Origin of the sequence: Streptomyces sp. VNUA24 (assembly GCF_029167005.1) — a bacterium.
Classification (GTDB): domain Bacteria; phylum Actinomycetota; class Actinomycetes; order Streptomycetales; family Streptomycetaceae; genus Streptomyces; species Streptomyces scabiei.
The window spans coordinates 4,148,300-4,162,515 of sequence record NZ_CP119143.1; the positions used below are offsets into that span (position 1 = coordinate 4,148,300).

The 14,216-nt window shown below is 71.5% G+C and carries 15 protein-coding genes and 1 riboswitch; of the genes, 8 read left to right on the forward strand and 7 right to left on the reverse strand.

Features of this window, described 5'->3' with window-relative positions; genetic code table 11:
* Positions 1–37 precede the first annotated feature (37 nt).
* The 7 genes from PYR72_RS17345 (at position 38) to PYR72_RS17375 (ending at position 8,597) form a co-directional block, all read left to right on the forward strand.
* Positions 38–802 (forward strand): GntR family transcriptional regulator, encoded by a 765-nt coding sequence (locus PYR72_RS17345; RefSeq protein WP_275456181.1) that lies wholly within the window; start codon positions 38–40, stop codon positions 800–802.
* 237 nt (positions 803–1,039) lie between these two features.
* The gene (locus PYR72_RS17350; protein ID WP_275456182.1) at positions 1,040–1,309 is read left to right on the forward strand and encodes a DUF3311 domain-containing protein; all 270 of its coding nucleotides are present in this window, start codon (positions 1,040–1,042) and stop codon (positions 1,307–1,309) included.
* Positions 1,306–2,934 carry a sodium:solute symporter family protein gene (locus tag PYR72_RS17355; protein ID WP_275456183.1) on the forward strand — a complete coding sequence of 543 codons (1,629 nt, stop codon included), beginning with the start codon at positions 1,306–1,308 and terminating at the stop codon, positions 2,932–2,934. The genes PYR72_RS17350 and PYR72_RS17355 overlap by 4 nt, the downstream gene beginning before the upstream one ends.
* 306 nt (positions 2,935–3,240) lie before the next feature.
* Entirely contained in the window at positions 3,241–4,230 is a 990-nt protein-coding gene (locus PYR72_RS17360; RefSeq protein ID WP_275456184.1) for a nucleoside hydrolase, read from the forward strand.
* 108 nt (positions 4,231–4,338) lie between these two features.
* A complete protein-coding gene (locus tag PYR72_RS17365) occupies positions 4,339–4,845 on the forward strand; it encodes a GNAT family N-acetyltransferase (protein WP_275456185.1) in 507 nt (168 codons plus the stop codon).
* Positions 4,846–4,933: 88 nt separating this feature from the next.
* Positions 4,934–5,023: riboswitch (cobalamin riboswitch) on the forward strand.
* A 143-nt stretch (positions 5,024–5,166) separates the two neighbouring features.
* Entirely contained in the window at positions 5,167–7,587 is a 2,421-nt protein-coding gene (locus PYR72_RS17370) for a ribonucleoside-diphosphate reductase subunit alpha (RefSeq protein ID WP_275456186.1), read from the forward strand.
* Positions 7,587–8,597, forward strand: a complete 1,011-nt coding sequence (locus tag PYR72_RS17375; protein ID WP_275456187.1) for a ribonucleotide-diphosphate reductase subunit beta — start codon at positions 7,587–7,589, stop codon at positions 8,595–8,597. Before PYR72_RS17370 ends, PYR72_RS17375 begins: the two co-directional genes overlap by 1 nt.
* 94 nt (positions 8,598–8,691) lie before the next feature.
* Here the strand turns inward: PYR72_RS17375 and PYR72_RS17380 are convergent, their stop codons facing one another.
* Positions 8,692–8,862, reverse strand: coding sequence for a hypothetical protein (locus tag PYR72_RS17380; protein ID WP_162934568.1), 171 nt, complete (start codon positions 8,860–8,862; stop codon positions 8,692–8,694).
* Positions 8,863–8,955: 93 nt separating this feature from the next.
* Here PYR72_RS17380 and PYR72_RS17385 point away from each other — a divergent pair, with 93 nt between their 5' ends.
* Positions 8,956–9,918: a helix-turn-helix domain-containing protein gene (locus PYR72_RS17385; RefSeq protein WP_275456188.1), complete on the forward strand. Its 963-nt coding sequence runs from the start codon at positions 8,956–8,958 to the stop codon at positions 9,916–9,918.
* 49 nt (positions 9,919–9,967) lie between these two features.
* Here the strand turns inward: PYR72_RS17385 and def are convergent, their stop codons facing one another.
* From def to PYR72_RS17415, 6 genes are all read right to left on the reverse strand, one after another.
* A complete protein-coding gene (gene def, locus PYR72_RS17390) occupies positions 9,968–10,618 on the reverse strand; it encodes a peptide deformylase (protein ID WP_275456189.1) in 651 nt (216 codons plus the stop codon).
* Positions 10,619–10,769: 151 nt separating this feature from the next.
* Positions 10,770–11,777, reverse strand: coding sequence for a hypothetical protein (locus PYR72_RS17395; protein WP_013000809.1), 1,008 nt, complete (start codon positions 11,775–11,777; stop codon positions 10,770–10,772).
* Positions 11,778–12,039: 262 nt separating this feature from the next.
* Positions 12,040–12,429, reverse strand: coding sequence for a roadblock/LC7 domain-containing protein (locus PYR72_RS17400; protein ID WP_275456190.1), 390 nt, complete (start codon positions 12,427–12,429; stop codon positions 12,040–12,042).
* A gap of 100 nt (positions 12,430–12,529) precedes the next feature.
* Entirely contained in the window at positions 12,530–13,033 is a 504-nt protein-coding gene (locus tag PYR72_RS17405; RefSeq protein WP_275456191.1) for a hypothetical protein, read from the reverse strand.
* Positions 13,033–13,869, reverse strand: coding sequence for a hypothetical protein (locus PYR72_RS17410; protein ID WP_275456192.1), 837 nt, complete (start codon positions 13,867–13,869; stop codon positions 13,033–13,035). Before PYR72_RS17410 ends, PYR72_RS17405 begins: the two co-directional genes overlap by 1 nt.
* Positions 13,866–14,207, reverse strand: coding sequence for a hypothetical protein (locus tag PYR72_RS17415; RefSeq protein WP_275460436.1), 342 nt, complete (start codon positions 14,205–14,207; stop codon positions 13,866–13,868). Before PYR72_RS17415 ends, PYR72_RS17410 begins: the two co-directional genes overlap by 4 nt.
* Positions 14,208–14,216 lie beyond the last annotated feature (9 nt).

Sequence of the window (14,216 nt, forward strand, 5' to 3'; positions counted from 1 at the left end):
AGAGGGATCACGCCACGAGGAGCCGGGAAGGCGGAGCATGAGCACCGACGTCAGCAGTGCGGAGAACGAGAACGGGGCGACCGTCCGTACCGCGCGCGTGCCCAAGTACTACCGCCTGAAGAAGCACCTGCTCGACATGACCGAGACGCTGCCGCCCGGCACACCGGTCCCGCCGGAGCGCACCCTCGCCGCCGAGTTCGACACCTCGCGCACCACCGTGCGGCAGGCGCTCCAGGAGCTGGTGGTCGAGGGGCGGCTGGAGCGCATCCAGGGCAAGGGCACGTTCGTCGCCAAGCCCAAGGTCTCCCAGGCGCTGCAACTCACCTCGTACACCGAGGACATGCGCGCCCAGGGCCTCGAACCCACCTCCCAGCTCCTCGACATCGGCTACATCACCGCCGACGACACGCTCGCGGGGCAGCTCGACATCACCGCCGGCGGCCGGGTGCTGCGCATCGAGCGCCTGCGCATGGCCAACGGCGAACCGATGGCGATCGAGACGACCCACCTGAGCGCCAAGCGTTTCCCGGCCCTGCGCAGGTCACTGGTCAAGTACACCTCCCTCTACACCGCGCTGGCCGAGGTGTACGACGTCCGGCTCGCCGAAGCCGAGGAGACCATCGAGACCTCGCTGGCCACCCCGCGCGAGGCCGGCCTGCTGGGCACGGACGTGGGCCTGCCGATGCTGATGCTGTCCCGTCACTCTCTGGACCAGGAGGGACAGCCCGTGGAGTGGGTGCGGTCGGTGTACCGCGGCGACCGGTACAAGTTCGTGGCGCGGCTCAAGCGCCCGCAGGACTGACCCCGCGCCGCGTCACAGGTGGTGCACGCGGTGTGGCGCGACCCGCGCTCCTGGTCTACGGTCCGCCAGGAAGCGGACCCCTGCCAGGAGTTGGGCGCCCCCTGAACACACAACCTCCTCATCCGATATCCGGACAGGGGGTTCCGGACGACGGAACCCGTCCCTTAGATTTCCTGCGCGTCGAGCACATGATCAGCGGCGATCCATGGCGTACCAGTGAGGGGACGGAACCGGGACATGTCAGAAGCGCCTGAAGTGGGACCACCGGTGGTGACACCTGTCAGAGTCGTCATCGCCCTGTGCCTGCTCGCCCCGTTCGTGGCGATGCTCTGGGTCGGCTCGTACGCGAAGACGGACCCGACGTTCATCGGTATCCCCTTCTTCTACTGGTACCAGATGGCCTGGGTGCTCATCTCCACCGCGCTCACCGCCACCGCGTACGTCCTGTGGCAGCGTGACCAGCGCGCCCGCAGGTCCCCGGCGCAGGACGGGGGTACGGCGAAGTGAAGGACGGCGTGAACGGCGTGGCACTCGCCGTCTTCATCTTCTTCTTCCTGGCCGTCACCGTGATGGGCTTCCTGGCCGCACGCTGGCGCAAGGCCGAGAACGAGCACAGCCTCGACGAATGGGGCCTCGGCGGCCGGTCGTTCGGCACCTGGGTCACCTGGTTCCTGCTCGGCGGCGACCTCTACACGGCGTACACCTTCGTCGCCGTCCCCGCGGCGATCTACGCGGCGGGCGCGGCCGGGTTCTTCGCGGTGCCGTACACGATCCTGGTGTACCCGCTGATCTTCACGTTCCTGCCGCGCCTGTGGTCGGTCTCCCACAAGCACGGCTATGTGACGACCTCGGACTTCGTACGCGGCCGCTTCGGCTCCAAGGGCCTGTCGCTGGCGGTCGCCCTCACCGGCATCCTGGCGACGATGCCGTACATCGCCCTCCAACTGGTCGGCATCCAGGCCGTGCTGGACGTGATGGGCGTGGGCGGCGGCGAGAACACGAACTGGTTCGTCAAGGACCTGCCGCTGCTGATCGCGTTCGGCGTCCTGGCCGCCTACACCTACTCGTCCGGTCTGCGGGCTCCCGCGCTGATCGCGTTCGTGAAGGACACCCTGATCTACCTCGTCATCGCGGTGGCGATCATCTACATCCCGATCAAGCTCGGCGGCTTCGACGACATCTTCGCCAAGGCGGGCGAGGCGTACAGCCAGACCAACCCGGCGACGGACAAGCCGCGCGGTGCCCTCGTCCCCGGCGACGCCAACCAGTGGACGTACGCGACGCTGGCCCTCGGCTCGGCGCTGGCGCTGTTCATGTACCCGCACTCGATCACGGCGACGCTGTCGTCCAGGAGCCGCGAGGTCATCCGCCGCAACACGACGATCCTGCCGCTGTACTCGCTGATGCTGGGTCTGCTCGCCCTGCTGGGCTTCATGGCGATCGCGGCCGGCGTCCAGGTGCAGAACGGCCAGCTGGCGATTCCGCAGCTGTTCGAGACGATGTTCCCCGACTGGTTCGCGGGCGTGGCCTTCGCGGCCATCGGCATCGGCGCGCTGGTCCCCGCGGCGATCATGTCCATCGCGGCGGCGAACCTCTTCACCCGCAACATCTACAAGGACTTCCTCAAGCCGGACGCCACTCCCGCGCAGGAGACCAAGGTCTCCAAGCTGGTGTCCCTCCTGGTGAAGGTGGGTGCCCTGGCCTTCGTCCTCACCATGGACAAGACGGTCGCGATCAACTTCCAGCTGCTGGGCGGCATCTGGATCCTCCAGACCTTCCCGGCGCTGGTCGGCGGTCTGTTCACCCGGTGGTGCCACCGCTGGGCCCTGCTCGCGGGCTGGGCCGTCGGCATGCTGTACGGCACGATCGCCGCGTACGGCGTGGCCTCCCCGACGCAGAAGCACTTCGGCGGCTCCTCCGCGGAGATCCCCGGCATCGGCGAGATCGGCTACATCGGCCTGACCGCGTTCGTCCTCAACGTGGTCGTCACGGTGGTCCTCACCTTCGCCCTGCGGGCGTTCAACGCCCCCGACGGCATCGACGAGACCAGCCCGGAGGACTACACGGCGGACGCGGGCGACGCGGGCGTCCAGGTGGAACTCCCCCCGGCGACAGCGGGGTCGAGCCACTAGCCCTCCCACCGGGTTCCGGGGCGGCGCGGGGTGTTCCGCCCCCGCCGCCCTTACCCGACCCGTCCTCCTGGGGCGCTGCCCCTTCGACCCCCTTCGTGGCGCACGGTTCGGGGGGCGGGTGAGTGCGGGTCCGGTGGGAGCCGGTCGCGCAGGGGCCTGCGCCTTTAGGGGCGCGGGGAACTGCGCGACCAGCCCCCACCCACCCGCACCCGACGAACGCACCCTCGGGGTCGAAGGGGCAGAGCCCCTGGAGGACGGGACGGGAAGGGGCGGCGGGGGCGAGAAACGCCCCGCTACCCTGACAAGGTGACCGCTCGCGCACCGATCGTCCTGGACAGCGACCCCGGTATCGACGACGCCGTAGCCCTGCAGTACCTCCTGGGCACAGACCTGTGGGACCTCAAGGCCTACACCTCGGTGGGCGGCAACCTCCCCGCCGAGGCGACCTACGCCAACGCCAGAGCCCTCGCCCGAGCCCTCCGCATCGACGGGGACACCCCCGTGCACCGCGGCGCCGGCCGCCCCCTCTCCCGCCTCCCCTACCGGGAGGCATCCGCCTTCCACGGCCGGGCGGGCCTCGGGAACGAGACCCTGCCCGACTCCACGGCCCCGCACCCGACGGAGTCCTCCGCACAGGCCCTGCTCCGCCTCTCCCGGGAGTACGAGGGTGAGCTGACGGTATGCGCCACCGGCCCCCTGACCAACGTCGCCGTCGCCCTGCTGGAGGACCCCGGCTTCGCCCGCCGGGTCGGCAGGTTCGTGTTCATGGGCGGCGCCGCCCAGGTGCCGGGGAACATCACCCCGGTCGCCGAGTTCAACATCTGGGCCGACCCCGACGCGGCCGAGGTCGTGCTCTCCTCCGGCATCCCGTTCACCATGGTCGACCTGGACGCCTCGCACCGCTGGCTGTTCCGCCCCGCCGACCTGGCCGCCCTGGAGGCCGCGGGCCCGGGCACGGCCCTCGCCGCCCGGCTGATGCGCACGTACATGGACGCCTACAGCCGCCACGGCGGGGACGGCACCTGCCCGCTGCACGATCCCCTGGCCGTGGGGGTCTGCGGGGACGAGGCGTTCGTGGCCGCCGCCGAGGGCGCCGTCGTCGTCGAATGCGCGAGCGAACTCACGCGGGGCCAGACCGTGTTCGTCCCGGCCGGCGCCCCGCGCGTGCACTACTCCGAGTCCCCCGCCCTGACCGCCCGCCTCCGCGCCACCGGCCGCGTCGCCCTGGGACCGGGGACCCGCGACTTCAGCAAGGACTTCGTGGCGACCATGCCCCGGTGGCCGGCGGTGGACTGACCGACTCTCGCCGGCCGCGGGACCCGCCCGGTCGGATCATCCGACGAGCGATCGCCCCTGTGGACAACCGGAGCCGCGCGAGACCGCTCCTGATGCACACTGCGACGCATGGACATCACGATCAGGACGGCGACCCCCGAGGAGTACGCGGTCCTCGGAGAGATCACCGCACAGGCCTACCTCGGCGACGGACTGCTGGACTTCGGCGAGAGCGACCGGTACCTCGACGAGCTGCGGAACGTGGCCGAGCGCGCCACCGCGGCCGACGTGCTGGTCGCCGTGGCGGACGGCCGTGTCCTCGGCGGTGCGACCTTCGTCCCGGCGGGCGGCCCCCTGGCCGACATCGCCCGCGCGGGCGAGGCCGAGATACGGATGCTCGCGGTCGCTCCGCAGGCCCGCGGGCGGGGCGCCGGCGAAGCCCTCGTGCGGGCCTGCGTGGAGCGCGCCCGGACCGTGCGGGGCTGTGTACGCGTGGTGCTGTCGACCCAGCGGAGCATGCACGCGGCCCATCGCATCTACGAACGTCTGGGCTTCAGCCGCACACCGGAGCGTGACTGGAGCCCTCTCCCCGAGGCCCCGGACATCACTCTGCTCACCTATGAGTTGACGCTCTGACACCCTGCGAAGCCGAACGCGACACAACATGTGGGGGTGACACCGCGCCCCGGCACTAGATGTATGCTCATGCTCGCTGTCGCCGCAGGGGAATCCGGTGCGAATCCGGAACTGTCCCGCAACGGTGTACTCGCGTGCGTTCATGCCCTTCTGCGCACGCCTGTTCAGTCCGAACACCTGCCGACAGCGCGCCCGGCCGTCCGGTCCGGGTGCCTGACGTCCGGGCCTCGTGGAATGGGCCGGTGGACGCGACGCCCCGTGCGCTCGTGAGCTGCCGCCTGCCCTCCGCCGGGCCCCTTGCCGAGCGAGGGAGAGCCCCACGTGACCATCGCGCCAGCCGACCCGGTTTCAGCCGACCTGGCTTCAGCCGACCCGGCGACGGAGACCGACGGTCCCGGTACCGCGTTGCTGCGGACCCTGACCGAGCTGACCGTCGACCTCCCCGACGCCGACCCCGGCCGGGTCGCCGCCGCCGCGCTGCGCGGACGGTCCTCGCGCGCGGACTCCGCCGAGATGGTCGCGGAACTGCGCGAGCTCGCCACGGAGACGGCCGCCGGGCTGATCTCCGAGGACCCCGCGTACTCGAAGCTGGCCGCCCGTCTGCTGGCCATCGGCATTCGCGCCGAGGCCGCCTCGCAGGGCGTCACGACGTTCACCGAGTCCATCGCCGTGGGCCACCGGGAGGGTCTCGTCGCCGACCGCACCGCGGAGTTCGTCCGCGTGCACGGTGAGCGTCTCGACGCCCTGGTCGACCCGGCCGGCGACGACCGCTTCGGCTACTTCGGCCTGCGCACCCTGCACAGCCGCTATCTGCTCCGGCACCCGCTCACCCGCAAGGTCGTCGAGACGCCCCAGCACTTCATGCTGCGGGTGGCGAGCGGCCTGGCGGAGGACGACACCCCGCGCGCCGTGGACGAGGTCGCCGCGCTCTACGGCCTCATGAGCCGCCTCGACTACCTCCCCTCCTCCCCCACGCTCTTCAACTCCGGCACACGCCACCCCCAGATGTCCTCCTGCTACCTCCTCGACTCCCCGCTGGACGAGCTGGACTCCATCTACGACCGCTACCACCAGGTGGCCCGCCTCTCGAAGCACGCCGGCGGCATCGGCCTGTCGTACTCCCGCATCCGCTCGCGCGGTTCGCTGATCCGGGGCACCAACGGGCACTCCAACGGCATCGTGCCGTTCCTGAAGACGCTGGACGCCTCGGTCGCCGCCGTGAACCAGGGCGGCCGGCGCAAGGGCGCGGCCGCGGTCTACCTGGAGACCTGGCACTCCGACATCGAGGAGTTCCTGGAGCTGCGCGACAACACCGGTGAGGACGCCCGCCGTACGCACAACCTGAACCTCGCGCACTGGATCCCGGACGAGTTCATGCGCCGGGTCAACGCCGACGAGCAGTGGTCGCTGTTCTCCCCGGCCGACGTGCCCGAGCTGGTCGACCTGTGGGGCGAGGAGTTCGAGGCCGCCTACCGCGCGGCGGAGGCGAAGGGCCTGGCGCGGAAGACGATCGCGGCCCGTGATCTGTACGGCCGCATGATGCGCACCCTCGCGCAGACCGGCAACGGCTGGATGACCTTCAAGGACGCGGCCAACCGCACGGCCAACCAGACGGCCGAGCCGGGCCACGTCGTCCACTCCTCCAACCTCTGCACGGAGATCCTGGAGGTCACGGACGACGGGGAGACCGCGGTCTGCAACCTGGGCTCGGTGAACCTGGGCGCGTTCGTCGACCGGGCGGCGGGCGACCTGGACTGGGAGCGGCTGGACGAGACCGTCCGGACGGCCGTCACCTTCCTCGACCGCGTCGTCGACATCAACTTCTACCCGACCGAGCAGGCGGGCCGCTCCAACGCCAGGTGGCGCCCGGTCGGCCTCGGCGCGATGGGCCTGCAGGACGTCTTCTTCCAGCTGCGCCTGCCCTTCGACTCCCCCGAGGCGAAGGCGCTGTCCACGCGGATCGCCGAGCGGATCATGCTCGCCGCGTACGAGGCGTCCACCGACCTCGCCGAGCGCAACGGCCCGCTGCCGGCCTGGGAGAAGACCCGCACGGCCCGGGGCGTACTGCACCCCGACCACTACGGCGTCGAGCCGACCTGGCCGGAGCGCTGGGCGGCCCTGCGCGAGCGCGTCGCGACGACGGGCCTGCGCAACGCGCTGCTGCTCGCCATCGCGCCCACGGCCACCATCGCCTCGATCGCCGGGGTGTACGAGTGCATCGAGCCGCAGGTGTCCAACCTGTTCAAGCGCGAGACGCTGTCGGGTGAGTTCCTCCAGGTCAACTCGTACCTGGTGAAGGACCTGAAGGAGCTGGGCGTCTGGGACGCCCGCACCCGGGAGGCCCTGCGCGACTCGAACGGCTCCGTGCAGGACTTCGCGTGGATCCCGGCCGACGTCCGGGCGCTGTACCGCACGGCCTGGGAGATCCCGCAGCGCGGCCTGATCGACATGGCCGCCGCGCGCACCCCGTACCTGGACCAGTCGCAGTCGCTGAACCTGTTCCTGGAGACGCCCACCATCGGCAAGCTCTCCTCGATGTACGCGTACGCCTGGAAGTCGGGGCTGAAGACCACGTACTACCTGCGCTCGCGCCCGGCGACCCGGATCGCCCGCGCGGCCCAGGGCCGGACCCCGGCCCAGGAGCCGCAGCCCGAGAAGACCATCCCCGTGCAGCAGGCCACCTCCGCAGAGGCCCTCGCCTGCTCCCTTGAGAACCCCGAGTCCTGCGAGGCCTGTCAGTGATGTCCAGCGACCAGAACCTGCTCGATCCCGGCTTCGAGCTGACTCTGCGCCCCATGCGCTACCCGGACTTCTACGAGCGCTACCGGGACGCGATCAAGAACACCTGGACCGTCGAGGAGGTCGACCTCCACTCGGACGTCGCCGACCTGGCAAAGCTGTCCGAGGGTGAGCAGCACATGATCGGCCGGCTGGTCGCGTTCTTCGCGACGGGCGACTCGATCGTGGCGAACAACCTGGTGCTCACCCTCTACAAGCACATCAACTCCCCCGAGGCGCGGCTCTACCTGAGCCGCCAGCTCTTCGAGGAGGCCGTGCACGTCCAGTTCTATCTGACGCTGCTGGACACCTACCTGCCCGACCCGGCGGACCGGGCGGCGGCCTTCGCGGCGGTGGAGAACATCCCGTCCATCCGCGAGAAGGCGGAGTTCTGCTTCAAGTGGATGGACTCGGTGGAGAAGCTGGACCGTCTGGAGTCCCAGGCGGACCGCAGGCTCTTCCTGCTCAACCTCATCTGCTTCGCGGCGTGCATCGAGGGCCTGTTCTTCTACGGTGCCTTCGCCTACGTCTACTGGTTCCGCAGCCGGGGACTGCTGCACGGTCTGGCGACGGGCACCAACTGGGTGTTCCGCGACGAGACCATGCACATGTCCTTCGCCTTCGAGGTGGTGGACACCGTCCGCAAGGAGGAGCCGGAGCTCTTCGACGAACTGCTCCAGCAGCAGGTCACCGACATGCTGAAGGAGGCCGTCGAGGCCGAGCTGCAGTTCGGGCGCGATCTGTGCGGTGACGGCCTGCCGGGCATGAACACCGAGTCCATGCGGCAGTACCTGGAATGTGTGGCCGACCAGCGGCTCACCCGCCTCGGCTTCGCGCCGGTCTACGGCTCGCAGAACCCGTTCTCGTTCATGGAGCTGCAGGGTGTCCAGGAGCTGACCAACTTCTTCGAACGCCGTCCGTCGGCGTACCAGGTCGCGGTGGAGGGCACCGTCGACCTGGACGAGGATTTCTAGGCCGCCGAGGTCCTCAGCGGACCGCGTCCCCGGCCGGCACGACCCTCGTGGTCGTCGTCGCGCCGGGGACATGTCAGCGGCACCGGGGCCGCGATCAGGCGGCGCGGGCGATGTGGTGCGACGCCCGCCGTTCCTGCGCCTGCCTGAGCTGCCGGTCGACGCGCCACTCGTGCACGATGCCGACGATCGCGGGCAGTGCGACCAGGGCGAGCAGTCCGAGAACGGCCAGGGTTCCGATGAGTCCTTGCAGCTGTGTCGTTTCCATGGACACCACTTTGGCGCCGAATACTCCTGACAAACAGTGGCAGGACTGCCGCACCCCCTCGAATTACTGCCACTTGCCAGGCACACTGGCAGCATGCTGAAAAACGTGGCCACCGTCCTCATGGAGGGCGTGCATCCCTTCGAACTGGGTGTCGTCTGCGAGGTCTTCGGCCTCGACCGCAGCGATGACGACCTGCCCGTGTACGACTTCGCGGTCGCCTCGGCGGAGGGCCCGACCCTGCGCACCCCGGCCGGGTTCACGGTCTCCACGCCGTACGGGCTGGACCGGCTCGAAGAGGCCGACCTGGTCGTCGTACCGGCCGGTGACAGCTATGTGCACCGGACCTATCCGCCGGAGCTGCTGGACGCGCTGCGGCGGGCCGCCGACCGGGGCGCCCGGGTGCTGAGCGTGTGCTCGGGGGTGTTCGTGCTCGGGGCGGCCGGCCTGCTGGACGGGCGGCCCTGCGCGGTGCACTGGAAGCACGCGGAGGAGCTGGCCCGGCAGTATCCGCGGGCGGTGGTCGAACCGGACGTGCTGTACGTGGACGCGGACCCGGTGATCACCTCGGCGGGCACGGCGGCCGGCATCGACGCCTGTCTGCACATCGTCCGCAAGGAACAGGGCCCGGAGGTCGCCAACAAGATCGCCCGGCGGATGGTGGTGCCGCCGCACCGCGACGGCGGCCAGGCGCAGTACATCGAACGTCCGCTGCCCCGCTCGCAGTGCGACACGGTGGGCGAGGTGCTGGTCTGGATGGAACAGCACCTCGACGAGGAGGTCACCGTCGAGCAGCTCGCCGCCCGCGCGCACATGTCCCCACGCACGTTCGCCCGCCGCTTCCAGCAGGAGACCGGGACCACGCCGTACCGCTGGATCCTGCGTCAACGGGTGCTGCTGGCCCAGCGGTTGCTGGAGGGGACGGACGAGACGGTGGACACGATCGCCTGGCGCACCGGCTTCGGCACCGCCGCCGCCCTGCGCCATCAGTTCGTGCGGTCGCTGGGTACGACTCCACAGACCTACCGCCGGACCTTCCGGGGCCCGGAGGCGGCCTGAGGAGCCTGAGGAGGCGGCCCGGCGGGCCCGGCGCGCAGGGCGGAGGGGCTCAGTCGTTGGCGACCACGGGGTAGCGGGGCTCGTTCTCGGCCATCTGCCGCAGGGCGTCCTTGCGGTCGCGCTTGGAGAGGCGGTCGATGTAGAGGGAGCCGTACAGGTGGTCGGTCTCGTGCTGCAGGCAGCGCGCGAAGTAACCGGTGCCCCGCACCTTGATCGGGTTGCCCTTCTCGTCCTGCCCGGTGACCTCGGCGTAGTCGGGGCGGGCGAGCGGCATGTACGCGGTCGGCACCGACAGGCAGCCCTCGTTGCTGTCGTCCAACCGGCGCGCCTCGGCGGGCAGTTCGACCAGCTTGGGGTTGCAGATCACACCGGTGTGCCGCTTGCCCTCGTCGTCCGGGCAGTCGTACACGAACACCTTCAGGTCGACGCCGACCTGGTTCGCGGCCAGGCCCACGCCCTCCGCCGTGCGCTGGCTGGCGAACATGTCGTCCACCAGCTTCGCCAGCTCGTCACCGAACTCCGTGACGTCCTTGCACTCCTTGTGCAGCACCGGGTTCCCGACCACGGTGATCGGCAGCGAGGTGCCGCGCTCGCGGTACGCCTGCTCGCGCTCCTCGCAGTCCTCCGTGTCGACGACGAAGCCCTCGTCGTCGACGGGGAGCACGCCCACGTGCTGCTGATCGGTGTCCTGCTGGGCCATGACAGACGTACGCCTTCCTCAAAACAACAAGCGGTGAAGTTGCTGATACAGGGTACGGGGATCGCACCGCTCGGGGGGCGCCTGTGCAGGGGGCGGGAAACCGCGCGAGAACCCCCACCGGACCCGCGGCCGAAAATCGGACCGCGAGCCCTCAACAGACCTCTTCCAGATCCCGCCAGTCACGGGAGTCCGGACTGTCGGCCACCCATCCGTCCAGCAACCCCCGGACCAGCGAGGCGGGCGCGGCCACCCCGCACTCCCGTTCCGGCGCCCACAGCTGCCCGTCCGTGACATGTCCCAGCGGCCCCGGGTGCCCCGGCTCACTGTGGTCGTGCGGGTCCAGATGCTCCCCGTCCCCCTCGTCGGACGGCATCCGCGACTCCGAACAGAGCCGGCACAGCAGACGCACCGACGAGGACCAGTCCTCCGCCGCGAAGCCGGCGTCCGCCGCGAGGCGCTCCAGTGCGTCCCGGTCGGCCTCGGTCGCGGCCTCCAGCAGCACCACCCAGGTCGGCACGGGCGAGGGCGCCCACAGCTCGATCTCGTCGAACACCGGATAGGCGTGGCCCGCGGCCGTGGTCCGCTCCCCGTGCGGCACCCCGTCGTGCAGGACGACCTCGCCCCAGCGGCGCCCGGACGAGGGCAGCGGAATGGAGAGCACCTCGATCCGCGCGGGGTCGAGCCGCCGCCCCCACACGACCTCGGCCTCGCCCTCCGGCGAGAGCCGTACGGCCGCGCTGCCGAGGTCCATGCCCACCGGCTCGCCGTTGTCGCCGGGGCCGCTGCCGGGCTTCGGCCGGGACGCGCCCCCGGGGACCCGCAGCCCGTACGCCTGCCAGGCGCGGCGGGCCAGCGGCCAGTCCTGGAGGGCGGTCGCGGCGATGCCCACGTTCCACCAGTCGGGCGCCCCGGTCTCCCGGTCGAGCAGGGCCACGGCCCGCAGACCGGCCGCCCGCGCCTGTTCCCAGTCGTGGCGGAACTTGTGCAGCAGGGCGAGGTTGAACCAGGACTCGGACAGCCAGGGCTCCAGGTCCGCGGCACGTGTCAACAGCGCGCCCGCGTCCTCGTACCGACCGTCACCGATCAGCGTGAACGCACGATCGGTGGCCTGCCGCCAAGAGGCGGAGGGCCGATGCCGTCCCTTGCCGAAGATCCTCACGATTCCCGCCTGCCAGTTACGGTTCCCGCCTGTCAGTTCCCGTCGGAGTGGGCCGGCCGCCGCCCCCGGTACACCCTCTCCCTCGCATCCAACCACGACCGCGTGGAGGGCCGCTCATTACCCATGGGTTACCCCACCACGGGCGGGGTCAGACAGTCTCTCGACAGTACCCTCACGAGCGGCTCACCACCGGGGGACGGAACACCCGCGGCAGGACGACGGCCGGCACCGCACCGGCGGTCGACGAGGCCGTACCCGCTCCTCAGTTCGCCACGTCCGCCGCGAGCACCTTGGTGAGCTGTTCCACGGTCGCCGGGGACTCGCGCTGGAAGGCGGCGAGGTCGAGGCCGTCGTCGCCCATGACGGTCAGGAGCGTGCGCTCGCCGACGGCGACCACGATGACGTGCCCGGAACCGCACCGGACGACGACCTCGCGGAGCGCACCGACACCGGACTGGTCGGCCATGCGGCGGCTGACGCCGAGGGTGGCGGCGGCGAGCGCGGCGACGGACTCGGGATGGACCTTGTCGACGTCGGCGACGACGAGGAGGCCGTCCACGGTGGACAGGACGCTCTCGGCGACGCCCATCACCCGGTCACGCAGCGAGGCCAGGATGTCCATCAGCGATTCGGTCGATGCGTGTGCGGTCATGAGGACGTGCTCCTTGGTCCAGATGTCTGCGGTGGTGTGCCGTCCGGGCGGCAGGCGGTGCCGGGCACCGTGGGTGCCGTACGGGGGTCTCGGGCACCCCTCAGTCGGAGAGGTGCCCGTCGGACTCGGGGAGAGCCCGCAGTCCGCGGCGGACGCGCCGCAGCATGTCGAGGGAGGGTCGGTCGGCGAGCAGTTCCTCGGCCGACAGTGTGGACAGGGAAGGGAAGGGCGGCGGCACGGCCGGGCCGTCCGGCGTGCCGTCCCCGGTGTTCACGGGGGCCGGCGTGGCTCCCCGCACGGGTAACGGGGGTCGTCCGGCGGCATCCCGTACGGGTGACGGCGGTGGTGCCCCGACGACGCCGGCGGCCCCGGTCCCCTCGGTCGGGGGGACGGGCGCGGCGGGCCGCGGTCCGGCCGGCGCGCTGTCCGGTTCGGCGGACGGCGGCCGTCCGTCGGCCGGGGTGAGCGGTGCGGCGGCCGGCCGGGCGCCGGTGGGCGGGGCCGGGCGGTCGGCCGCGGCCGCTCCCCGGGCCGGACGCCGTCGGAGGCGGGCGGCCTTGCTGCGGATGCGGCGCTTGCGGGCCGGGTCTCTGTCGGCGCTCACTACCCGTCCTTCGCTCCGAGGTCTCCGATCGGAGAGCCTCCACCGGGCCTGCGTCGGGGCAGGGGGCCGGCTCTCGGGGACGGCTCCTCGGAGGCGGACTGCGCCCGCGGTGTCCGGGGCGCCGTGCTGGGGCGGCCACCGGGCTCGGCCCTGGTCCGCCAGCGGATCACCTGCAGCGATTCCAGCCGGATGAGGTCCAGCATCACCGCGTAGAGGCCGCGGCCCCGCGCGAAGGCGATGTCGCGTGGCGTGCGGCGGCCGTTCACACTGTCGACGAGGTCGCGGTGGCGCCGGGTCAGCCGGCCGTCGTGCTCCGGGCCGCCGCGTCCGGTGACCACCTCGGGCCGGGCACGGGCCAGGTCGCCCGCGGGGCCCCACAGTGCGGTCAGCAGCGCCATACGCCGGGTGGTCTCCTCCGCCAGCGGGCGCGGCTCGACACCGGGACGGACGAGGAGGGTGGGCTGCCGTGCGGTCAGTTCCCAGCCGCCGGGCGCACTGAGCGCCATCGCGAAGGCCCCGTCGAACAGGGCCGCCGTGCAGACGACCTCCAGTTCGGCGGCGCCGATCAGGCCGGCGGCCACCAGGTGCGGGCCGAGCCGGTCGGCGTCGGGTTCGGCAGCGCAGGCCGCCAGCCAGGCGTCGTCGTCGATCCGGCCCGAGGAGAGCAGCGCGGACGTCGCGGTCGGCGCGCCCGGTGTCTCGATCGCGCCGATCAGGCCGCCCCGCAGGTGAATCGTGCCACCGGGGGAGCCCGAGACCAGGACCGTGCAGGTACGGCCCTCCTGGTGCAGGGCCTGGAGGAGCGCGGGGACGTTGCGGGCCGAGGGTGTTTTCACGCCAGCACCTCGCGGACCCGGTCGCCGAGGCTGCGCAGCGCCAGGGCCACGTTCGCCCGGTCGCGGTCGAGTCCGGCGGCCAGCAGCAGCGGGTCGCCGGCCGACCGGTCCACGGAGAGCAGCACCTGGTGGCGTCGTCTGCTCGTCATGACCACGCTTTCCAACTCCCCCTCGGCCCCCGCGGCGCCGAGCCGCTCGGAGATCAGGGTGGCGAGATCGGAGCACTCCACCCCCGTCCCCGCCGCCGCGGCGTCGCCCGCCGTGGCGTACGTGAGACCCGTGACCGCGTCGACGAGGGCGACACCGACGACACCGGGAGAGTCGAGAAGCCGGTCCAAGGAGGTCTG